This is a genomic window from Acidovorax sp. ACV01 (assembly GCF_014851495.1).
In the GTDB taxonomy this organism is placed as follows: Bacteria; Pseudomonadota; Gammaproteobacteria; order Burkholderiales; family Burkholderiaceae_C; genus Acidovorax; species Acidovorax radicis.
In genome coordinates, this window is record NZ_JACUZT010000011.1 from 78,128 (window position 1) to 98,588 (window position 20,461).

Below are 20,461 nucleotides of genomic sequence, written 5' to 3' on the forward strand. Positions count from 1 at the left end.
TGGGAACGAAGCGACTCGTTGCCGAGGTCTTGGCTCCCCCGCTCCGATTGTCTTGGATGGAGTCTTTGGCCGGGAGGAGTTCGCCCCTCAAGGCTTGTGTGGTGCTGCGCCGGACGCCGACCAAATTGCACTTATCGCCGGCTGCCGGTGCCGAATTTGCACCTATATAGGCACCTAGCGCAAGCTGTGTCTATCCCAATAGCTCCTAAATTAATAGCTAAATGCCTTTGTGGCGGCTTTGGTGTTGCACCACCACCTGTCGGGAAAACCCTGAACCTTGCTCGCTTTCATCCGTTCACAATGCGGCCAACTGGTCTGACCAATTTACCTTTGAGCCAATTTCTGCATGCCTTTTCAACCCATAGAGCCCCGCCGCTTGTACCGCCAGATTGCCGACCAGCTGCGCCAGCTCATTCAAAGCGGCGAATTTGCCGTGGGATCCAAACTGCCCGCCGAGCGCGACCTGGCCGCAAAAATGGGCGTGTCCCGCCCGTCGGTACGGGAAGCGCTGATTGCGCTGGAGGTAGAGGGCCTGATTGAAGTGCGCATGGGCTCGGGCATTGTGGTGATTGGCCGCGAGAGCGTGCGCCTGCTGGACAACGCGCACGGCCCGCTGGAAATCATCCGCGCACGCCAGCTCATCGAATGTGAACTGGCCGCGCTGGCCGCTAAAAGCACCGACCCCACGCTGGTGCCCGACCTGCTGGAAACCCTGCGCGACATGGAGGCCGACATTGCCGCGCGCACCCTGCCCATCCGCGGCGACCGCGCTTTCCATATCCGCATTGCCCAGGCCAGCGACAACAGTGCCCTGCAAGCGGTGGTGACCCAGCTGTTTGACGAGCGCAATGGGCCACTGTTCACCACGCTGGGCGGCCACTTCGAGCGCGAAGCCACCTGGAAAGAGGCGGTGGACGAACACCGCGCCGTGGTGGACGCGATCGCCGCTCGCGACCCCGCGATGGCCCGCGCCGCCATGAGCGGTCACCTGGACCGCTCGCACCAACGTTTCTCGGCCGGCTGGAACAGCCCCGCCGACGCGTGAACCCACCGGACGCCTGACCATGAGCCTTGCCTGCACCCTGAATGGCCCGCTGAACCTCAGCGTGGAACAACTTGCCCTTCAGGAGCCCGGCCCCGGCCAGGTGCGCCTGCGCCTGGGTGCGGGTGGCATCTGCGGGTCGGACCTGCACTACTACCAGCATGGCCGCGCTGGCATCTTCGCCATCCGCGCGCCTTTTGTGCCGGGGCACGAAGCCTCGGGCGTGGTGGACGCCGTGGGCGAAGGGGTGACCAAGGTGCAGCCGGGGCAAAAAGTGGCGGTCAATCCTGCCCACCCCTGTGGCGTGTGCCCCGCCTGCCGCGCCGGGCGCAGCAACCTGTGCGAGAAGATGGTGTTCCTGGGCAGCGCGGCCATTTTTCCGCACATCCCCGGTTTCTTCCGCGAGCACTTTGTGATGCACGAGGCCCAGCTCACTGCCATTGACGAGGATGTGAGCCTGGGCGAAATTGCCTGTGCCGAGCCCCTGTCGGTGGGCCTGCATGCAGTGCGCCGCGCGGGCGAAATTTTGGGCGCCACCGTGCTGGTCACCGGCGCGGGCACCATCGGCTGCATGTCGGTCATTGCCGCGCGCCTGGCCGGTGCCAGCCGCGTGATTGCCTGCGACCCCAGCGAGCGCGCCCGCGAAATGGCCCTGACCGTGGGCGCCGACGAAGCCCTGCCCGATGCCACGCCCTGGAAGGGCCGCGTGGATGTGGCGCTGGAAGCCGCAGGCCACCCTGCCGCGCTGGCCAGCTGCCTGGCGGCAGTGCGCCGCGGCGGGCGCGTGGTGCAGGTGGGCACGCTGCCGCCCGAAATTCCTTTCCCGGCCAACGACATCATGTCGCGCGAGCTGGACTACGTGGGCGCCTTCCGCGCCGACATCGAATTCGACTGGGCCGTGCAGGCCATTCGCAGCCGGCGGGCCGATGTGCGCCCGCTCATCAGCGCCCAGTTGCCGATCAGCCAATCGAAAGCGGCCTTCGATCTGGCTTTGGACAGAGGCCGCAGTACCAAGGTGCAGCTTGTTCCCGGCTAAACCCCGGTGACGACCCGGCTGCGCAACATCCACAACAACAGGAGACAAAGAGCATGACATTCCAACGGATTACCCTGGCCCTGGCTGCAAGCCTTTTGGTTGCGGCCCCCGCCTTTGCGCAGACCAAGCTCAAGTGGGCCCATGTGTACGAGCCGGGCGAGCCCTTCCACACCGCATCGGTGTGGGCCGCCGAAGAGATCAAGAAGCGCAGTGCGGGCCGCTACCAGATCGATGTGTACCCCGCGTCGCAACTGGGCAAGGAGAACGACATCAACCAGGGCCTGAGCCTGGGCACGGTGGACATCATCATCTCGGGCTCGAGCTTTGCGGCCAAGGCCTTTCCGCGCATCGGCGTGACCTACTACCCCTACACCTTCCGCAACGTGGACCACCTGCTGGCCTACACCAAGAGTGACATCTACAAAGAGCTGACCGCCGGCTATGAGCAGAAAAGCGGCAACCAGATCATTGCGACCACCTACTACGGCACCCGCCATACCACCAGCAACAAACCCATTGCCAAGTGCGCCGACCTCAAGGGCCTGAAGATGCGCGTGCCCGACGTGCCGGCCTACCTGGCCATGCCACGCGCCTGCGGTGCCAACACCTCGCCCATCGCGTTTGCCGAGGTCTACCTGGCGCTGCAAAACGGCACCGTGGAAGCCCAAGAGAACCCGCTGCCCACCATCGAAGCCAAGAAGTTCTACGAGGTGCAAAAACACATCGTGCTGACCGGCCACATCGTGGACCACCTGAACACCGTGGTGGCGGGCGGGCTGTGGAAAAAACTGTCGGACGCCGACAAGAAGATGTTCTCGGAAGTGGCGCTCGAAGCCGCTGCCAAGGCCTCCAAGGAAGTGGCCGCCCGCGAGAGCGAACTGGCCGCCGTGTTCCGCAGCAAGGGCATCAGCGTGACCGAGGTGAACACCGGTGAGTTCCGCGACACCGTGCTGAAGAACGTGCCGTTTGAGCAGTACGGCTACCAGAAAGCCGACTGGGACCGCATCCAGGCCATCAAGTAAGGCGACGCACCATGACGCTTCACAGCTCCCTGCCCCTGTCGGGCGGCGCGGCGGAGTCGCATCCCGTCGAAACCAGCGCGGAAGCGCTGGTGGCCAGCTTCGCGGAGGCCGACCAGCACATGGTCGACCTCTCCGTCTACGGCGTCGAGGACTGGATTTGCCTGGGCTTTTTCTGGACCATGGCCGGCCTGGTATTTCTGCAGTTCTTCAGCCGCTATGTGCTGAACGACTCGTTCGCCTGGACTGAAGAGTTGGCCGTGTACTGCCTGATGCCGGTGGTGTTCATCGGGGCGTCCATGTGTGTGCGGCGGGTGCGGCACATCCAGGTCAACCTAGTCTACCGCTACCTGCCCGTTCCTGCAGGCCGGGCCCTGTCGACGGCGGTAGACATCGCCGCCATTGCCTTCTACAGCTATGGGGCCTGGCTCGTTGCGCGCTATGCATTGGCAGTGAACAACGAACCCATGACCACCATCGACTGGAACAAGAGCCATGTGTACTGGCTCGCGTTTGCCGGTTTTGCCCTCATGGCCCTGCGGGCCGTGCAGGTGGCCATCGAAAACTGGCGGCGCGGCTTCTCGGCACTGCAAAACCCTGGCTTCTTTGACGGCTCCACCGACTGAACGGAACCTGCACCATGCTGATCCTGATTGTTTCCTTCCTGGGGCTGATGCTGTGTGGCCTGCCGGTGGCGGTGGCCATGGCCGGCGGCTCGCTGGTCTACATCCTGGTATCCGACAGCGTCCCCGACATCGTGCTGGCCCAGCGCATGATTGCGGGCATCGAGTCCTTCCCGCTGCTGGCCGTGCCCTTCTTCATCCTGGCGGGCAACCTGATGAACATTGCCGGCATCACCAGCCGCATCTACAACTTTGCCGTGGCGCTGGTGGGCTGGATGAAGGGCGGCCTGGGGCAGGTCAACATCATCGGCTCGGTCATCTTCTCAGGCATGTCCGGCACGGCCATTGCGGATGCTGCCGGCTTGGGTGCGATCGAGATCAAGGCCATGAAAGAGCACGGCTACAGCACCGAATTTGCCGTGGGCGTCACTGCTGCCTCGGCCACGCTGGGCCCCATCATTCCGCCCTCGCTGCCCTTTGTGATCTACGGGATGATGGCCAACGTGTCCATCGGCGCGCTGTTCGTGGCAGGCATCATTCCGGGCCTGTTCATGACGGTGCTGATGATGGCCACGGTGGCCTACTTTGCCCACCGCAATGGCTGGGGTGGGGACGTCGCTTTCCAATGGGCCCGCCTGGGCAGCGCCACGCTGGAGATTCTGGTGGTGCTGGCCTTCCCCATGGCGGTGTGGCTGGCGGTCAAAGCCGGCATGTCGGTCAACGTGGCCGCGGGTCTGGCCTTTGTGGCCCTGCTGGTGCTGGACTGGCGCTTCAACTTTTCGGCCGTGCTGGCCCTCATGGCGCCCGTCATCCTGATTGGTGGCATGACCATGGGCTGGTTCACCCCCACCGAGGCTGCGATGGCGGCGGTCATCTGGGCGCTGTTTCTGGGCTTGGTGCGCTACCGCTCCATGACCCTCCGCACGCTGGCGCAAGCCACGTTCGAGACGATAGAGACCACCGCTTCGGTGCTGTTCATCGTGACCGCCGCGTCCATCTTTGCCTGGCTGCTCACCACCACCCAGGCCGCCCAAGCCCTGGCGGACTGGATCTTGTCCATCACCAGCAACAAGTGGGTGTTCCTGCTGCTGGCCAACCTGCTGATCCTGTTTGTGGGCTGCTTCATCGACACGATTGCAGCCATCACCATCCTGGTGCCCATCCTCCTGCCCATCGTGCTCAAGCTCGGCATTGACCCCATCCAGTTCGGCCTGATCATGACGCTGAACCTGATGATTGGCCTGCTGCATCCTCCCTTGGGCATGGTGCTGTTTGTGCTGGCACGCATCTCCAAGCTTTCGGTCGAGCGCACCACCGTCGCCATCCTGCCCTGGCTGGTACCGCTGATGCTGGCGCTGATCGCCATCACCTACATCCCGGCGCTCACCCTGTGGTTGCCGCAGCAAATGGGGTTGGTCAAGTGAATCCGGTGATCCGCATTCACCCGCAAGACGATGTGGTCATCGCCCGGCAGCAACTGCTGGGCGGCACCTGCATCGAATCCGAGAGCATCACCGTCTCTGGCCTGGTACCGCCAGGCCACAAGATCGCGGTGCGCGCCATTGCGGCCGGTGCGCCGGTGCGGCGCTACAACCAGATCATTGGTACCGCCACACAGGCCATTGCGGCCGGCCAGCATGTGCACACGCACAACCTGGCGTTCAGCCACTTTGACCGTGGCCACACCGTGGGCGGTGATGTGCGGCCCGTGGCCTATGTCGATACCCCGGCCACGTTTGAAGGCATCAAACGCCCCGACGGGCGTGTGGCCACGCGCAACTACATTGGTGTGCTGACCAGCGTGAACTGCTCAGCCACCGTGGCGCGCGCCATTGCCGACCATTTTCGCCGCGACATCCACCCCGAGGCCCTGGCCGCCTTCCCCCAGGTGGACGGGATCGTGGCCCTGACCCATGGCGCGGGCTGCGCCACCGACAGCGAGGGCGAAGGCTTGCAGGTGCTGCGCCGCACACTCGCAGGCTACGCCCGCCATGCCAACTTTGCCGCCGTCATCGTGGTGGGCCTGGGCTGCGAGACCAACCAGATCCAGGGACTGATGGCGCAGGAAGGCCTGCGCGAAGGTGCCAAGCTGGTGACCTTCAGCATCCAGGACATGGGCGGCACGGCCAAAAGCGTGGCGCGTGGCATTGAGGTGGTGAAACATTTGCTGCCCGAGGCCAATGCCGTGCAGCGCGAGCCTGTGCCTGCCAGTCACCTGGTTGTCGGCCTGCAATGCGGTGGCTCCGACGGCTACTCCGGCATCAGCGCCAACCCGGCACTGGGCGCGGCGGTGGACTTGGTGGTGCGCCACGGTGGCACGGCCGTGTTGTCCGAAACCCCCGAGATTTATGGCGGCGAGCACTTGCTGCTGCAGCGCGCCGTATCGCAAGTCGTGGCCGACAAGCTGGAGGCCCGCCTGCAGTGGTGGACCGACTACTGCGCCCGCCACCACGCCGAGATGGACAACAACCCGTCCGCTGGCAACAAGGCCGGGGGCCTGACCACCATCCTCGAGAAATCACTGGGCGCCATTGCCAAGGGCGGCACCACGCCCATGGTGGACGTGTACGAGTACGCCCAGCCCATCACCGCCAAAGGTTTTGTCTACATGGACACGCCGGGCTACGACCCGGTGTCGGCCACGGGCCAGGTGGCGGGTGGAGCCAATCTCATCTGCTTCACCACCGGCCGTGGCTCGGCCTATGGCTGCGCCCCTGCGCCCTCGGTCAAGCTGGCCACCAACAGCGCACTGTGGGCCAAGCAGGAAGAGGACATGGACATCAACTGCGGCACCGTGATCGACGGCAGCGAGAGCGTGGAGCAGCTCGGCGAGCGCATCTTTCTGGAAATGCTGGCCGCAGCCTCGGGCCGCAAGACCAAAAGCGAGCTGCATGGCTACGGCCAGAACGAATTTGTCCCCTGGGCGCTGGGCGCCGTGATGTAAACCCTCTTCATCTGACAAGACCATGAAAATCACTTCCGCCAAAGTCATCATCTGCGCACCCAGCCGCAACTTTGTCACCCTGAAAATCGAAACCGACGAGGGCCTCACCGGCATCGGCGATGCCACCTTGAATGGCCGCGAGCTGGCCGTGGCCAGCTACCTCACCGAGCACGTCATTCCCTGCCTGATCGGCCGCGACCCACAGCAGATCGAAGACATCTGGCAGTACCTCTACAAAGGCGCTTACTGGCGCCGCGGCCCGGTCACCATGAGTGCGATTGCCGGGGTGGACACGGCGCTGTGGGACATCAAGGCCAAGGCGGCCAACATGCCGCTGTACCAGCTGCTGGGTGGCAAGAGCCGCACCGGTGTGATGGTCTACGGCCACGCCAATGGCAAGGACATCACGCAAACCGTGGAAGAAGTGCTGCGCTACAAGGAGATGGGCTACAAGGCCATCCGCGCGCAAAGCGGTGTGCCGGGTCTGGAGAAGGTGTACGGCGTGGGCCGCGGCACCATGTTCTACGAACCGGCCGATGCCGACCTGCCCAGCGAGCACGACTGGTCCACCGAGAAATACCTGCGCCACACGCCCGAGCTGTTTGACAAGGTGCGCGCGGCCGTGGGGCCAGACATTCACCTGCTGCACGATGTGCACCACCGCCTCACGCCCATCGAGGCCGGTCGCTTAGGCAAAGACCTGGAGCCCTGCCGTTTGTTCTGGATGGAGGATGCCACGCCTGCCGAAAACCAGGAGGCCTTCCGCCTGATCCGCCAGCACACCACCACGCCGCTGGCGGTGGGCGAGATTTTCAACACCATCTGGGACTGCAAGGACCTGATCGAGAACCAGCTGATCGACTACATCCGCACCACCGTGGTCCATGCGGGCGGCATCACCCACCTGCGCCGCATTGCGGATCTAGCCGCGCTCTACCAGGTGCGCACCGGCTCGCATGGCGCCACCGATTTGTCGCCCGTGTGCATGGGCGCCGCGCTCAACTTTGACCTGTGGGTGCCCAACTTCGGCATCCAGGAATACATGCGCCACACCGATGAGACGGACGCTGTGTTCCCACACGCCTACAGCTTCAAGGACGGCTATATGCATCCCGGCGAGGCACCGGGCCACGGCGTGACCATCGACGAGGCCTTGGCCGCCAAGTACCCCTACAAACGTGCCTACCTGCCGGTCAACCGCCTGCAGCACGACGGTACGCTGACCAACTGGTGATGGCGGACATGAACCGATTGAACGACACCACGGTGGGACCATTGCCTGCCGCCGTGGTGCGCCCGCCCTACGACCGCCGTGCATTGAAAAACGGCATCGTGCATCTCGGCATAGGGGCCTTCATGCGCGCCCACATGGCCGCTGCCACCGAGGCCGCGATTGCCGCCGGCGACCTGCGCTGGGGCATCACCGGCGTGTCGCTGCGCCAAGCCGATACCCGCGATGCCCTGGCGCCGCAGGACGGGCTGTACACACTGGCGATTCGTGATGCGGATGCGCAAGGCCAACCCCGCCAGCGCCTGCAAGTCATTGGGGCCGTGCGCAACCTGCTGGTAGCACCCGAGAACCCTCAAGCCGTGCTGGAGGCGATAGCCGCCGCAGACACCCGCATCGTGAGCCTGACGGTGACGGAAAAAGGCTACTGCCACGACCCTGCCACCGGTGCCTTGCGGCTGGACCACCTCGACATCGTGCACGACCTGGCGCACCCGCAAGTTCCCCGCTCCGCCATCGGCATGCTGGTGCTCGGCTTGCAGCTGCGCCACGCCCAAGGCCATGGCCCGCTCACGCTCATGTCACTGGACAACCTGCCGGCCAACGGGCGTGTGCTGCGTGCCGCCGTACTGCGCTTTGCTGAAGAAATTGATAGCACCTTGCGCACGTGGATAGAGCGCCAGTGCCGTTTTCCATGCTCTATGGTGGACCGCATCGTGCCCAAAACCACGGATGGCGACCGTGCCGCTGTGAGCGCAGCGCTGGGCAGCGTGGATGCCTGGCCCGTGCTGGGCGAGCCGTTTTTTGACTGGGCCATCGAAGACGAATTTGCTGCCGACCGCCCCGACTGGACACGGGGCGACGCACGTTTTGTGCCCGATGCCGAACCTTTTGAGCGGCTCAAGCTGCGCATGGTCAATGGCACCCACTCCAGCCTCGCCTACCTGGGCGCCATGGCCGGCTGGCACACCGTGGACAAAGCCATTGCGCAGCCCGCATTGCGCACGCACATCGAAGCGCTGATGCGCGACGAGATTGAACCCACCCTGCCTGCCTTGCCGGGCCTGGACCTGGCGGCCTACCGCCACAACCTGCTGGCCCGCTACGCCAACCCGGCCCTGGCCCATCGCACGCAGCAGATCGCCATGGATGGTTCTCAAAAACTGCCCCAACGCCTGCTGGGCACGCTGCGCGACCGCCTGGCCCGGCAACTGCCCGTGCCGCGCATGGCCCTGGGTCTGGCCGCGTGGATGCACTACCTGCGTGGCGTGGACGAACTGAGCCAAACCTACGGCATTGACGACCCGCATGCCACCCAGCTCACCGCGCTGTACCAGCAGTCGCTGGGCCAAGGCGTGAGCCCGCACACCGTGCAAGCCATGCTGGCCTATGCGCCGGTGTTTGGCGACCTGGCGGGCCATGCAGCGCTCACCGCCGCGCTGGTGCCCTTGCTGCAATCCCTGCAAACACAAGGAGTGGCAGGCACGCTGGAAGCGGTGAACCGCGGGGAGTTGACCGCATGAGCACCATGCCCTACGCACTCGACGTTCTGTCCCTGGGCGAAACCATGGCACTGCTGGTCGCGCAGGAGCCCGGCCCACTGGCCGAGGTGCAAAGTTTCAGCAAACGCATTGCCGGTGCCGACACCAATGTGGCCATCGGACTGGCGCGCCTGGGCTTCAAAGTCGGCTGGGTGAGTCGCCTGGGAGCGGATTCATTTGGCAGCTACGTGCGCAAGACGATTGAGGCCGAGGGCGTGGACACCTCACAGGTGGAGACCGATCCGCAACGCTCCACGGGTTTCATGCTCAAGTCGCGCAGTGTGGACGGCAGCGACCCCGCCATCGAGTACTACCGCCGTGGCTCGGCTGCCAGCCAGCTCAGCGTGGCACACCTGAAGACCGACTACGCGTTGCGCGCCCGGCATGTCCACACCACGGGCATCACACCAGCCCTGTCGCCCGCCGCACGTGAACTGGTGGCCCACGCCATGTTGACCCTGCGGGCCGCCGGCCGCAGCGTGTCGTTCGACCCGAACCTGCGTCCGAGCCTGTGGCCTGATGTGGCCACCATGCGCGACACCCTGAACGACCTGGCCCGCCATGCGGACTGGGTGCTGCCGGGCATTGATGAGGGCAAGCTGCTGACTGGCCAAAACACCCCGGCGGACATTGCCGCGTGGTACCTGGACCGGGGCGCCAAGGCCGTGGTCATCAAGCAAGGCGCTGAAGGCGCGTACTTTCGCACCGCCAGCGGTGAACAAGGCCAGGTGCCCGGCGTGCCCGTGCCTGTGGTGGTGGACACCGTGGGTGCTGGTGACGCGTTTGCGGTGGGCATCATCAGCGCGCAGCTTGAAGGGCTGGGCTGGCCGCAGGCCGTGCGCCGCGCGAACTGGATTGCCTCGCGCGCGCTGCAGGTGGTGGGCGACATGGAAGGCCTGCCCACGCGCGCTGAACTGAGCGCACAGAACTTGGAATGAACCTGAGGAACCTGTCATGCTGACCGTTGTTTGCGAAACCCCCGGCACCCTGCGTGCCCACGACCGCCCCCTACCGGTGCGCGCGGCAGATGAAGTGCTGCTGCGTGTCAAGCGCGTGGGCGTGTGTGGCACCGACCTGCACATCTTTACCGGCAACCAGCCTTACCTGAGCTACCCCCGCGTGATGGGGCACGAGCTGTCGGGCATTGTGGAAATCGCGCCTTCTGGCAGCGCCCTGCAATCCGGCGACACGGTGTACGTGATGCCCTACCTCTCGTGCGGCACTTGCATTGCCTGCCGCGCCGGCAAGACCAACTGCTGCACCCGCATCCAGGTGTTGGGCGTGCACACCGACGGCGCGTTTACCGAATACCTGTGCGTGCCCCAGCAGTTTGTGCACAAGGCCGAAGGTGTGTCGCTGGACCAGGCCGCGATGGTGGAGTTTTTGTCCATCGGCGCCCATGCCGTGCGCCGCTCGGGCGTGGGGCCGGGCCAGCGGGTGCTGGTGGTGGGCGCCGGGCCCATCGGCATGGCGGCCATGATTTTTGCGCAGCTGCGCGGCGCCACGGTCACTGCACTGGACGGGCGCCAGAACCGACTGGACTTCTGCACGCAGTCGCTGGGAGTGAGAGCCGGTGTTTCTTTGGGTGAGTCCGATGAGGCGCAACTCGCAGCACTGACAGACAGTGAGTTTTATGACGTGGTGTTTGACGCCACCGGCAACCCCAAGGCCATGGAGCGCGGCTTCCAATTTGTCGCGCATGGCGGCACCTATGTGCTGATCTCGGTGGTGGGCGCGAACATCACCTTTTCCGACCCCGAATTCCACAAACGCGAAATGACCCTGATGGGCAGCCGCAATGCCACCGCCGAAGATTTTGAGACCGTGCTGAACGCCATGCGTGCAGGATTGATTCCACAGGCGCTGAACACCCACCGCCTGACCCTGGCCGAAGTGCCCACCAAGTTCCAGGACCTGCTGGACCCCAAGGCCGGCGTGATCAAGGCGATTGTGGAGTGCTGACCGGCTCACGCATCCGGTAGGTCTGCTGCAATCGACGGGCGCAGACGCCGCGTTGTGGGGGCTGTGCGTCAACCAGGCCAAGGGTTGGCTGCGGGCGCAGCCGAGACAAACCCAACCGCTCTCTAGAATCGCAGGGCGGCGCAGGCTGTAGAAGAATGCCCTGCGCCATCCATCAACCCAAGGGAGCAGGATGTCTGAGAAAGTGGTGTTGCAGGTGGAGGGCCTGTGTTTTGCCTACCCCGAATGTGGGGTGCTGGACCAGTGGTCGGTGGCACTGCCCGCGGGCCTGGCGCTAGTGCGTGGCGACGAAAGCAGTGGCAAGACCACGCTGCTGCGCCTGCTGGCGGGGGAACTCACGGCACAGGCCGGGCGCATCACGCTGCAGGGTGTGAACGCGCGCGAAGCCCCCAAGGCCTATGCCCAACAAGTCTTCTGGGCCGATCCCCGATCGGGCGACCTGGACAAACTCACGGCCCGTGGCTGGCTAGGCAGCCTTCCCGCGCGTTACCCATCGTGGGATGCCGCTGCGTTGGAGGTCCACACCGAAGGGTTCAGCCTGCATGAACATCTGGACAAGCCGTTCTACGCGCTGTCCACCGGCAGCAAACGCAAGGTGCTCATGGCCGGGGCGCTGGCATCGGGCGCGCCGCTGACCCTGATCGATGAACCGGTGGGCGGGCTCGACAAGCCGTCGGCGGCCTACCTGGGCCGCGCCCTGGCGCAGGTGGCCAGCCAGCCCGGGCGCGTGGTGGTGGTAGCGCATTACGAGACCTTGCCGGGTGTGCCCTGGGGCACGGTGGTGGAACTCCACGGTTGAACCGGGTCCTCGCCGCCGGGCGCCGTGGCCGTCAACCTCCGCTTGTTTTAGACTGCACTGCTGTTTTGTGTTTCTCCGTTCCCCGAAGGAATGTTCCATGGACGCGCTTCTTTTTGCCCCGGTGGCGGTTGCCATTGCGCTCACGCCCGGACCCAACAATTTCTGTGGCCTCAACAACGGCATTCGCGCGGGGATTGGTGCGGCCATGGTGGCGACGCTGGGGCGGGTGGCTGCGTTCGCGATTTTCCTGACGGTGTCTGCGGTGGGCCTGGGGGCGATGTTGCTGGCGTCCGAGGCTGCCTTCACTGCCGTGAAGTGGGTCGGGGCCTGCTACCTGTTCTGGCTGGGCTGGCGCGCGTGGCGCAGCCGCGAGTTCAGTGGGCTGGACGTGGTGGACGGCGCAGATGGGGGTGTGGTGAAGGCGGGCGGCACGCCGGTGCGCCTGCAGTCGCTCATCGCGCAGGAGTTCTTGCTGGGCATCACCAATCCCAAGGCCATCATCCTGTTTGCGGCCATCTTTCCGCAGTTCATCGACCCCAGCCAGCCGGCCCTGCGCCAGTTTGTGGTGCTGGGGGCTGTGTACCTGGGGGCCGAGTTTGTGTCTACGGCGGTCTATGCGGCCGGGGGCCGGCAGATCCGCCGGTTTATCCGCACCTCGCAGGGCGTGGTGCGCCTCAACAAGGCCGCCGGCGGGTTTTTCATGGGGGCGGGTGGCCTGCTGCTGGCCACCAATCGATAAAAACTCTCGGGGACTACATCGCCTTGAACAGGTGCGCGTAGAGGCGGCTCACCGGCAGCTTTTCAGCGCGGCCCGCCAGCTCCAGATGCAGCTTGCCCGCCTCGTCGCGGGTCACGGTGGTGATGGCACTGGCGCGCACCAGGGTGCTGCGGTGGATCTGCCAGAACACCTGGGTGTCCAGCTGGCCGATCAGGTCCTTGAGCGGCGTGCGAATCAGGTATTCGCGCGCCGCAGTCAGCACCCGCACGTATTTGTCGGCCGCTTCAAAGTACAGCACGTCGGCCACGGGCACCATGTGGATCTGGCTGCCGCTGCTGGCCTGGATGAGGGTGAGGGGGGCGGTGCTGCTCGGTGCCGCTGCAGCGGGTGGCGAGGCGATGCCGGGAGCTGTCAGCAGGTGGCGCAGCCGCTCCATGGTTGTTTCTAAATTGATAGCTGGTTGCGTTTTATTCATCAGCGCCAGCTGCAGTTTTTGCACGGTTTTTTGCAGCCGGGCCGCCTGCACGGGCTTGAGCAGGTAGTCCACGGCCTGCGCTTCAAACGCCTGCACCGCGTACTGGTCGTAGGCCGTCACGAACACCAGCGCGGGAAAGGGCCGGCCCGAGGGGCCTTCGGTGGGCCAGGCGTCGGCAAGCTCCACAGCGGCGTCCAGGCCGCTCTGGCCCGGCATGCGGATGTCAAAGAACAGTACGTCGGGCAGCAAGGCCAGGGCCTGCTTGACGGCCGACAGGCCGTCCCCCACGGTGGCGGCGATCTGCAACTCGGGCCAGGCACGGGTCAACTCCTGCTGCAGCGCGGCGGCCAACAGGTGTTCGTCCTCAGCAATCAGGGCGCGGGGGGCGGGCTGGTTCATGGGGGGGTAACAGATTTCAAAGGAAAAACGACGCTGGCGCTTGTTCCACCTGCGCTGGCAGCTATCAAATCAAGAGTGCCTGCAGCACCATGCAATGTGGCCAGGCGTTCGCGCACCTGGGTCAGGCCAAAGCTCTGGCCGGGGCCCGGGGTGGGCAGGGTGTCGGGAAGGCCCGCGCCGGTGTCGTTGACCTCGATCACCAGCAGCGGGCCGTTGGCGTCCGGGCGCGTGCTGGCGCGGACGGTGATGTGGCCGCCTTCCACCTGGGGTTCCAGGCCATGGCGGATGGCGTTTTCCACCAGCGGCTGCAGCAGCAGTGGCGGCACGGGCACATCCCGCAGCGCATCTGGCAGGTTCAGCGTATAGGCCATGCGCGGGCCCATGCGCACCGCCATCAACTCCAGGTAGTCGCGCAGGCGGTCAAACTCGTTGGCCAGCGGGTGCTGGGTGCTGCGCGACGCGGTGAGTGTGGCGCGCAGGTAGGCGATCATGCGGTCCAGCATCTCCTGTGCGCGCACGGGGTCGGTGCCGATCAGCACGCGGAGATTGGCCAGCGTGTTGAAAAGCATGTGCGGTTCGAGCTGGGTTTCCAGCAGCTTCAGGCGCGCCTCGCTCGCGTGCATGCGCGCCTCGGCCATCTTGTCTTCCAGATACGCCGATTTGTGGATGGCGTAGAAGTAGTAGCTGCCCACCAGCCCGGCAATGGCCGTGATGAGAATGGATGTGCGCTGGTCAGACCCGGTAGTGGACGTGCCCGGTGGGTAGAAGTGAAAGTAGTAAACGCACAAGGCGTTGGCCAGCGCCGTGCCGGCCACGTACCCCACAACGATGCCCCCCGCCACCAGTGCCATGCCCTGCCACCCATGCGGCCAGCCTGTTTCGGCGGCAGACGGTATCAATTCGCGCCCCAGGTCGATCACGGCCCAGGTGAAGGTGCCGATCAGCACCGAGTACACCACCAGCGGCCCGTAGGGTTTGTCGGGCATGAAGGCATATTGGATGGTGGCAACGACCAGGGTGAAGGCCAGCGTTTGCAGGAAGTGCCGCAGCTTGCTGATGCCGTTGAAGTGGTGCTGCTGCGTCATGGCCGGTTCTGGTGCTGCTGATCCTGCTCCTGTGCCTGCGCGCGCTGCAGGGCTTCGCGCTCACGCTGCACCATGCGTTCGCGCAAGCCGCTGCCGCTGCCCAGCAAAAACACCGACACCCCATGCAGCACCAGTCCCAGCCCCCAGCCCAGCAGCGGGTATACCGACCAGGGCCGCGTACCGAACGCATAGCGTGACATGGCAAAGAGCGCCGCGTTGACCAGCACGAACGCCACGGCGTGCACGTACCAGCCCAGCTTGGCACTGGCGCGCCGGCGGGCCAGCGCTTCGATCTCTTCGGGGCTCAGGGGTGAGGACATGGCAGTGGCGGGGGGGAGGGTTGGAAGCTGGGTGGCGCTGCAGGGATTCTAGGGGCGGGCTACGCAGGGCAGGCGTGGCGCGCCACCGTGGCCACAGCCTGGGCGTCCAGCGTCAGCCCGATGTGGTTGGCGCCAGGCACGAGGGTGACGGGCACGGGCTTGCCGGCCTGGGCAAACAGATCGGCAAAGCGGTCTGCGTAGAAAAGCTCGTCGTCCTGTCCGGCCACGATGCAGACGGTGCCCCGGGCATTGCGGATGTCAGCCTGGTAGTCATCGTGGGGGCGGAAGTTGGTGGCTACCGTATATGAATAGCGGGGCGTGAGCAGCTCGCGTGCTGCATCGTTGAGGGCATAGCTCAGCACGGGCAGGTGGTTCCATCGGGTGATACCGATCTGGTTGAGCATCGTGATGGCAACCATGCGGGGCAGGCCTACCGACGCCCAGCCGCCGCTGTGAGGCCGCGATGTGGGTGCGTTGTGGTGCAAAAAAGGCGACAGCAGCACATAGCGGTCAAACAGGTCCTGCCGCGCGCCGCCTGCGAAACGCAGCGCAAACCCGCCGCCTGCCGAAAACCCCATCAGCGTTTGCGGGCCAGTGTGCGGCACGGCGCGCAGAAAGTCTTCGATGTCGTCTTCCAGCTGGCCCACATAGGCGGCCTGGCCCCGAGGGCCGGATGCGCCGTGCCCCCGTATGTCCAGGGTCGCCACGGCATGCCCCTCGGCCGCCAGCGCCTGCGCCAGCACATGCATGGACTGTCCGCGCGCGGAAGACCCATGCACCAGCACCACTCGGTGTTTTGGGGCGTCTGCCGTTGCCTGGGGGGGACTGTAGCTGTGCCATGCCAGCGATGTGCCATCGCGCGCTGTGTAACGCTGGGCCGGAGGAACGCGGCTGTAGTCCACGCCCTTGAACGGGTCGTTGACGCTGGTCAGTGGCGGGATGTTTTTGGGGCCGCCCCAGGCAATGGCGGCGGCAAGGCCTGCAAGGCCTGCAAGGCCTGCGGTCAGGAGGATGGCTGTGATGAGCATGGGGTACCGGCGGCGGGGCCGCAGTGTGGCGGACGGCGTCATGGTGGCTAGCAGGCCGAGTGTGGCGGCAGAGAGGAGCAGCATGATGGGAGGGGCGAGTGGATTGTTGAGGCCCGGTCAGTGCGCCGCCTGCAGCGGTGGCGGGGCTTGCAGTGGCTGCAGGTGCTGCGCAAAGAAAGCCACGATCCGTGCATCCACGTCGGGCAGCACCTTGCGGTCAAAACCGGGGGGATCGCCCAGCAGCGCGGTCTGCACGTCGTTGAGCAGGTGCAGCGGTGGCATGGGCGACAGCATGGCGCCGTGGCTGGCGCCCGGCAGGTGGGCCACATGGGTGCAGCGGTCTTGGCAGGCAGCGAGCACGGCGCTGCTGTGAAAGCGAGGAACCTGGTTGACATCCATGCCAGCGGTCACCAGCCCCAGTGCGATGCGCGGGGTGGCGAGGGTGGCCATGTCAAAGTCGGCTGCGAAGGGCACGCTGGCCACGGTAGCCTGTATGCGGGGGTCCTGGTGCGTGTAGGCGGTTTCATCGCCAAAGCGGTGGCGTATCACGGCCAGTGCAAACCATTTCTTCAGGCCATCCAGCAGGTTGCCGTGCAGCCGGGTGATAAACCCGACGCAGGAGGAAAAATCCTCAGCGATGTGGGCTTCGCAGTGCTGGCGGAAGCGTGCGGGGGACCATGCGCCGCCTGCAAGACTCAGGGCAGTGTGGCCACCGGCGGAACCGCCGAAGACCCCCACTTTGTCCAAGGCAAGCAGTGGGGCCAGGCGGGTGTCCTGGGCCACGGTGTCGATGGCGCGGGAGACCTCTGCGGGGCGGCGCTTCCAGCTCTCGGGGCCGGGGGTGGATGGGTCCTTGGAGTTGTCTCCCGCATGTTCGGGCAATGCCACGACAAAACCTGCAGCCACCATTGCGCGCGCGAGATCGGTGTGTACCCAAGGGTTGCCGCCCGAACCGTGCGTGATGACGATCAGGCGGCCGTTGCCCCGCACGGGGGTGCCTTGCCAGGCCAGCTGCAGCTGGAAGGGGCCGCGTTGCACGGGTTCGTCGGCGCTGCTGCTGGGGTAGAACACCGTGACGGGGCCATCCCCCGGCAAGCCCGGCAGTTCCGCCAGGCCGATGCCCGCCTGGCATGCGGCGGCAGCGCCCAGGGCCAGCAGGGCGAGGGTCAGGCGTCGAAGCATCTTCATGGGATTTCTTTCGTGCAGATGGAGGGTGTTGGCGGGTTCAAGGACGTGGGCCCTGCTGCGCCAGGCGGTCTCGCTCGGCCTGCACCATGCGCTCATGCAGCCCGCCGCCCGCGACCAGGAACACCACCGCCCCATGCACCGCCAGGCCGATGCCCCATCCCAGCGCGGGGTACACCGCCCAATGCCGGCCGCTGGCAGCCGACAGGGTGATCAGCAGCAGGTTGACCAGCAGATAGACCCCGGCGTGCATGTACCAGCCCAGCTTGGCCCCGGCGCGCTTGCGGGCCAGGCGTTCGATGGGGTCTTGGGTGAGGTGTGCGTAGCGCATGGTGATGTCTCCAGGCAAGGTGAGGCAGTTCGATGGAAGTGGAGGGTTCTGGCGGGGCTCAGGTGCCCACGGGGGCTGCGCCGTAGACCACGCTTTGCTGTGCCAGGCGCCACATCCGCAGTGCACGGGCGGCGAACAGGCCGTTGAACACGCCATACAGGGCCGAGATCTGCAGGGCAAAGTCGCCGTCCCGCGCCAGGGAGGGCTGCATGGCCAGCTCGACCCCCACGAAATACTTGGTGAGAAAGATGCCGACGATCAGTGCGAGTGGCATGGCGCTGCCTGGCACGTAGAAGCTGCGCGACGAGGATGCGTAGAGCGTGCCGGTGGGGGCCGTGGGCTGGAACCACAGTGCCAGCGCGGTGATTGCGGCGGCGGCAGCCAGCCAGACGCCTACGGCCTGTGCGGCCATGGGCGCCGAACTGCCGAATGCCGACAGGACGCCGGCGACCGAAAAGACGGCCATGCCCAGGGGCATGAGCTGGGTCCGGCGCAGGCTGGCGGTGCGGTCGTACAGCTGGCTGGCTCCCAGCCCCACCAAGGCAGCCAGCAGGCCCCAGACCCAGTAGGGGGTGTGGGTGACGACCTGGATCAGCGCCTGAGGCTGGTGAACAATCATATTGAGCAGCATGGTGTGGTTCCTGGGTAGGGATGGATAGGGGGGTGGAGGAAAGAGTCAGATCACGCCCAGTGCAGACCAGAGCGAGTGCCCCAGAAAGCGTCCGGGAAGAAGGGTGAAGCCACCGGCCACCACGCAGGCGCCGATGTAGACCTTTTGCATGGTCTGGCGGTGGCCTTCGATGTTGCGGCGGGCCAGGAAGACAAAGGAGAGCACCAGCAGGCCCAGCGTGACCGGAATCAGCAGGTGGATGGGCCCGAAGCTCCCCCAGCGGGGACCATTGCCTCCATTGATGAAAATGGCAGAGACAGCCGCGGCCACCATCAGGGTCACCCAGGCGTACCCGGCGGCGCGGTGCAGGCGGGGGCGCTGGGTAGCGCCCTTGCGGGCCCACAGGGCGATGGGGCCGATGGCGGTGGCTGCCAGCGCAGCGGCGAGGTGAATGGCGATGACGGGGGTGAGTTGCATGGCGGTGCTCCGGGCTCGTTCTTCAATGGAGCGGACTTTGCCGCCACCGCCGGGGTGATTCCAGCGGCTTGCGACGAAATGCGGATCGACTGCCGTGAAATGCAGGAGCGAGGCGCGACCTGTGGGTGCTTCCGGGGGCAGTCGCTGGGGCATGGGTCTCCCCGCTCCCATGGCTTTGACCCCAAGGTTTACTTTTCTTCGCACAGCGTTCAAGGCAGAGCGCGAAATGAGCCTCTACGATCCGGTACGGTTGGACCCCGGCCCAGCCTGCACCCGAGAACACGAATCAGGACCGCCATGAATCCCCAAGAAGTCAACGCGCCCCCGCCATCGGCGATTCCCCCCGCCCCCTCTGGCAAACCGCCACGACGTTCCCGCTGGGTAGGGAGTCTTCTGGCCCTGGTACTGGTGGCGCTGGTGGGGGGGGCCGCGTGGTATCTCATCGAGCGGGCCAATGGCGAATCCGGCGGCGGCCCGGGCTTTCCAGGGGGTGGACGCCCCATGGTGACGGTGGGGGACGCCCTGGTGCGCAAGGCGGATTTGCCGGTGGTCGTCGACGCACTGGGTACGGTGATCCCGGCCACCACGGTCACGCTGCGGCCCCAGGTGTCGGGCATGCTGACCCAGGTGCTGTTCACCGAGGGCCAGATGGTCAAGAAGGGACAGTTGCTGGCGCAGATCGACCCCCGGCCCTTCGAGCAGGCACTGATGCAGGCCCAGGGCACCCGCCAGCGCGACGAGGCGCAGCTGGAGAACGCCCGCCTGACCCTGGAGCGTTACCGCACCCTGTTGTCGCAAGACTCCATCGCGCGCCAGGATGTGGACACCCAGGCCGCGCTGGTCAAGCAGCTGGAGGGCACGGTGGTGACCGACAAGGCCCAGGAGGGCACAGCGCGGTTGAACCTGGGCTACACGCGCATTACATCGCCAGCCACAGGGCGGATTGGCTTGCGCGCGGTGGATGCGGGCAACTACGTGACCTCGGGGGACGCGGCGGGCCTGGCCACCATCACCCAGGTGGCCCCGATTGATGTGCAGTTTTCGGTGCCGCAGGACCGTGTGGCAGACATCCAGGCCGCCCAGGCCACTCATGGCGGCGCGGATGCATTGGCCGTGACGGCACTGGACCGCACCCGCAAGGCCGAGCTCGACAAAGGCCGGTTTTCTACGCTGGACAACCAGGTCGATACCACTACAGGCACCGTCAAGGCCAAGGCGCGGTTCGAGAATGCGGCGGGCGCGCTGTTTCCCAATCAGTTTGTGAACGTGCAGCTGCTGCTGCGCAATGTGCCTGCGCTGGTGGTGCCCGTGACTGCCGTGCGCACCGGTGCCAATGGCGACTATGTCTATGTCATCAACGAAGACCGCACGGTGTCGCTGCGCAAGGTCAAGCGCGGCCAGGCCACGGTGGGGCTGATGGCGATCGCCGAGGGCCTGAAGGAGGGCGAGCGTGTGGTGACCGAGGGCGGGGACCGTTTGCAGGATGGCATGGCCGTGCAGCTGCCGGGTGCGCAGGCCGCACGCCCACCCCGCGCGGGGGGCAGCAGCCCGCGCAGCGGCGCTTCGGGTGAAGGTCGCCAGCGCCGTCAGCGCCCTGCGCAAAACCCCTGAGCGCGGATGC

The 20,461-nt window shown here is 65.7% G+C and carries 21 protein-coding genes; 13 read left to right on the forward strand and 8 right to left on the reverse strand.

Annotation, left to right across the window (positions count from 1 at the left end; translation table 11 throughout):
* The first annotated feature begins 346 nt into the window (after window positions 1-346).
* The 12 genes from IB243_RS24650 (at window position 347) to IB243_RS24705 (ending at window position 12,951) form a co-directional block, all read left to right on the forward strand.
* Window positions 347-1,045: a FadR/GntR family transcriptional regulator gene (locus IB243_RS24650; protein WP_192429784.1), complete on the forward strand. Its 699-nt coding sequence runs from the start codon at window positions 347-349 to the stop codon at window positions 1,043-1,045.
* A 19-nt stretch (window positions 1,046-1,064) separates the two neighbouring features.
* Entirely contained in the window at window positions 1,065-2,078 is a 1,014-nt protein-coding gene (locus tag IB243_RS24655) for an L-idonate 5-dehydrogenase (RefSeq protein ID WP_192429785.1), read from the forward strand.
* Window positions 2,079-2,131: 53 nt separating this feature from the next.
* A complete protein-coding gene (locus IB243_RS24660) occupies window positions 2,132-3,100 on the forward strand; it encodes a sialic acid TRAP transporter substrate-binding protein SiaP (protein ID WP_010459745.1) in 969 nt (322 codons plus the stop codon).
* An 11-nt stretch (window positions 3,101-3,111) separates the two neighbouring features.
* Window positions 3,112-3,723 carry a TRAP transporter small permease gene (locus IB243_RS24665; RefSeq protein WP_192429786.1) on the forward strand — a complete coding sequence of 204 codons (612 nt, stop codon included), beginning with the start codon at window positions 3,112-3,114 and terminating at the stop codon, window positions 3,721-3,723.
* A gap of 14 nt (window positions 3,724-3,737) precedes the next feature.
* A complete protein-coding gene (locus IB243_RS24670) occupies window positions 3,738-5,144 on the forward strand; it encodes a TRAP transporter large permease (RefSeq protein ID WP_192429787.1) in 1,407 nt (468 codons plus the stop codon).
* Window positions 5,141-6,664, forward strand: coding sequence for an altronate dehydratase family protein (locus IB243_RS24675; RefSeq protein ID WP_192429788.1), 1,524 nt, complete (start codon window positions 5,141-5,143; stop codon window positions 6,662-6,664). The genes IB243_RS24670 and IB243_RS24675 overlap by 4 nt, the downstream gene beginning before the upstream one ends.
* A gap of 22 nt (window positions 6,665-6,686) precedes the next feature.
* Window positions 6,687-7,898 carry a D-mannonate dehydratase ManD gene (manD, locus tag IB243_RS24680; protein ID WP_192429789.1) on the forward strand — a complete coding sequence of 404 codons (1,212 nt, stop codon included), beginning with the start codon at window positions 6,687-6,689 and terminating at the stop codon, window positions 7,896-7,898.
* Window positions 7,898-9,415, forward strand: a complete 1,518-nt coding sequence (locus IB243_RS24685; RefSeq protein ID WP_192429790.1) for a mannitol dehydrogenase family protein — start codon at window positions 7,898-7,900, stop codon at window positions 9,413-9,415. Before manD ends, IB243_RS24685 begins: the two co-directional genes overlap by 1 nt.
* Complete coding sequence (locus tag IB243_RS24690) at window positions 9,412-10,371, forward strand: sugar kinase (RefSeq protein ID WP_192429791.1); 960 nt, start codon at window positions 9,412-9,414, stop codon at window positions 10,369-10,371. Before IB243_RS24685 ends, IB243_RS24690 begins: the two co-directional genes overlap by 4 nt.
* A gap of 16 nt (window positions 10,372-10,387) precedes the next feature.
* A complete protein-coding gene (locus tag IB243_RS24695) occupies window positions 10,388-11,395 on the forward strand; it encodes a zinc-binding alcohol dehydrogenase family protein (protein WP_192429792.1) in 1,008 nt (335 codons plus the stop codon).
* A gap of 190 nt (window positions 11,396-11,585) precedes the next feature.
* Complete coding sequence (locus IB243_RS24700; RefSeq protein ID WP_192429793.1) at window positions 11,586-12,212, forward strand: ATP-binding cassette domain-containing protein; 627 nt, start codon at window positions 11,586-11,588, stop codon at window positions 12,210-12,212.
* A 97-nt stretch (window positions 12,213-12,309) separates the two neighbouring features.
* Window positions 12,310-12,951: a LysE family translocator gene (locus IB243_RS24705; protein ID WP_192429794.1), complete on the forward strand. Its 642-nt coding sequence runs from the start codon at window positions 12,310-12,312 to the stop codon at window positions 12,949-12,951.
* A 13-nt stretch (window positions 12,952-12,964) separates the two neighbouring features.
* On the opposite strand, the gene IB243_RS24710 is transcribed toward IB243_RS24705, so the two are convergent.
* Genes IB243_RS24710 through IB243_RS24745 form a run of 8 tightly spaced genes read right to left on the reverse strand, consistent with a single transcriptional unit; the run spans window position 12,965 to window position 18,840 of the window.
* The gene (locus IB243_RS24710; RefSeq protein ID WP_192429795.1) at window positions 12,965-13,804 is read right to left on the reverse strand and encodes a LytTR family DNA-binding domain-containing protein; all 840 of its coding nucleotides are present in this window, start codon (window positions 13,802-13,804) and stop codon (window positions 12,965-12,967) included.
* Window positions 13,801-14,889, reverse strand: coding sequence for a sensor histidine kinase (locus tag IB243_RS24715; RefSeq protein ID WP_192429796.1), 1,089 nt, complete (start codon window positions 14,887-14,889; stop codon window positions 13,801-13,803). Before IB243_RS24715 ends, IB243_RS24710 begins: the two co-directional genes overlap by 4 nt.
* Complete coding sequence (locus tag IB243_RS24720) at window positions 14,886-15,209, reverse strand: 2TM domain-containing protein (protein ID WP_192429797.1); 324 nt, start codon at window positions 15,207-15,209, stop codon at window positions 14,886-14,888. Before IB243_RS24720 ends, IB243_RS24715 begins: the two co-directional genes overlap by 4 nt.
* A gap of 59 nt (window positions 15,210-15,268) precedes the next feature.
* A complete protein-coding gene (locus IB243_RS24725) occupies window positions 15,269-16,321 on the reverse strand; it encodes an alpha/beta hydrolase (protein ID WP_192429798.1) in 1,053 nt (350 codons plus the stop codon).
* 33 nt (window positions 16,322-16,354) lie between these two features.
* Window positions 16,355-17,425, reverse strand: coding sequence for an alpha/beta hydrolase family protein (locus IB243_RS24730; protein ID WP_370540386.1), 1,071 nt, complete (start codon window positions 17,423-17,425; stop codon window positions 16,355-16,357).
* A 37-nt stretch (window positions 17,426-17,462) separates the two neighbouring features.
* Window positions 17,463-17,753 (reverse strand): 2TM domain-containing protein, encoded by a 291-nt coding sequence (locus IB243_RS24735; RefSeq protein WP_010459716.1) that lies wholly within the window; start codon window positions 17,751-17,753, stop codon window positions 17,463-17,465.
* Between the two features lie 58 nt (window positions 17,754-17,811).
* Complete coding sequence (locus IB243_RS24740; protein ID WP_057272863.1) at window positions 17,812-18,384, reverse strand: DUF6622 family protein; 573 nt, start codon at window positions 18,382-18,384, stop codon at window positions 17,812-17,814.
* Between the two features lie 45 nt (window positions 18,385-18,429).
* Window positions 18,430-18,840 carry a DUF2306 domain-containing protein gene (locus tag IB243_RS24745; RefSeq protein WP_192429799.1) on the reverse strand — a complete coding sequence of 137 codons (411 nt, stop codon included), beginning with the start codon at window positions 18,838-18,840 and terminating at the stop codon, window positions 18,430-18,432.
* Window positions 18,841-19,137: 297 nt separating this feature from the next.
* Here IB243_RS24745 and IB243_RS24750 point away from each other — a divergent pair, with 297 nt between their 5' ends.
* Window positions 19,138-20,451 (forward strand): efflux RND transporter periplasmic adaptor subunit, encoded by a 1,314-nt coding sequence (locus tag IB243_RS24750; protein WP_192429800.1) that lies wholly within the window; start codon window positions 19,138-19,140, stop codon window positions 20,449-20,451.
* The last annotated feature ends 10 nt before the right edge of the window (window positions 20,452-20,461 follow it).

Excerpts from the sequence above, each read along its gene's own strand:
- IB243_RS24650 (WP_192429784.1), top strand. The coding sequence starts at position 347 with ATGCCTTTTCAACCCATAGAGCCCCGCCGCTTGTACCGCCAGATTGCC.
- IB243_RS24655 (WP_192429785.1), top strand. The coding sequence starts at position 1,065 with ATGAGCCTTGCCTGCACCCTGAATGGCCCGCTGAACCTCAGCGTGGAA.
- IB243_RS24660 (WP_010459745.1), top strand. The coding sequence starts at position 2,132 with ATGACATTCCAACGGATTACCCTGGCCCTGGCTGCAAGCCTTTTGGTT.
- IB243_RS24665 (WP_192429786.1), top strand. The coding sequence starts at position 3,112 with ATGACGCTTCACAGCTCCCTGCCCCTGTCGGGCGGCGCGGCGGAGTCG.
- IB243_RS24670 (WP_192429787.1), top strand. The coding sequence starts at position 3,738 with ATGCTGATCCTGATTGTTTCCTTCCTGGGGCTGATGCTGTGTGGCCTG.
- manD (WP_192429789.1), top strand. The coding sequence starts at position 6,687 with ATGAAAATCACTTCCGCCAAAGTCATCATCTGCGCACCCAGCCGCAAC.
- IB243_RS24685 (WP_192429790.1), top strand. The coding sequence starts at position 7,898 with ATGGCGGACATGAACCGATTGAACGACACCACGGTGGGACCATTGCCT.
- IB243_RS24690 (WP_192429791.1), top strand. The coding sequence starts at position 9,412 with ATGAGCACCATGCCCTACGCACTCGACGTTCTGTCCCTGGGCGAAACC.
- IB243_RS24695 (WP_192429792.1), top strand. The coding sequence starts at position 10,388 with ATGCTGACCGTTGTTTGCGAAACCCCCGGCACCCTGCGTGCCCACGAC.
- IB243_RS24700 (WP_192429793.1), top strand. The coding sequence starts at position 11,586 with ATGTCTGAGAAAGTGGTGTTGCAGGTGGAGGGCCTGTGTTTTGCCTAC.
- IB243_RS24705 (WP_192429794.1), top strand. The coding sequence starts at position 12,310 with ATGGACGCGCTTCTTTTTGCCCCGGTGGCGGTTGCCATTGCGCTCACG.
- IB243_RS24710 (WP_192429795.1), bottom strand. The coding sequence starts at position 13,804 with ATGAACCAGCCCGCCCCCCGCGCCCTGATTGCTGAGGACGAACACCTG.
- IB243_RS24715 (WP_192429796.1), bottom strand. The coding sequence starts at position 14,889 with ATGACGCAGCAGCACCACTTCAACGGCATCAGCAAGCTGCGGCACTTC.
- IB243_RS24720 (WP_192429797.1), bottom strand. The coding sequence starts at position 15,209 with ATGTCCTCACCCCTGAGCCCCGAAGAGATCGAAGCGCTGGCCCGCCGG.
- IB243_RS24725 (WP_192429798.1), bottom strand. The coding sequence starts at position 16,321 with ATGCTGCTCCTCTCTGCCGCCACACTCGGCCTGCTAGCCACCATGACG.
- IB243_RS24730 (WP_370540386.1), bottom strand. The coding sequence starts at position 17,425 with ATGAAGATGCTTCGACGCCTGACCCTCGCCCTGCTGGCCCTGGGCGCT.
- IB243_RS24735 (WP_010459716.1), bottom strand. The coding sequence starts at position 17,753 with ATGCGCTACGCACACCTCACCCAAGACCCCATCGAACGCCTGGCCCGC.
- IB243_RS24740 (WP_057272863.1), bottom strand. The coding sequence starts at position 18,384 with ATGCTGCTCAATATGATTGTTCACCAGCCTCAGGCGCTGATCCAGGTC.
- IB243_RS24745 (WP_192429799.1), bottom strand. The coding sequence starts at position 18,840 with ATGCAACTCACCCCCGTCATCGCCATTCACCTCGCCGCTGCGCTGGCA.
- IB243_RS24750 (WP_192429800.1), top strand. The coding sequence starts at position 19,138 with ATGAATCCCCAAGAAGTCAACGCGCCCCCGCCATCGGCGATTCCCCCC.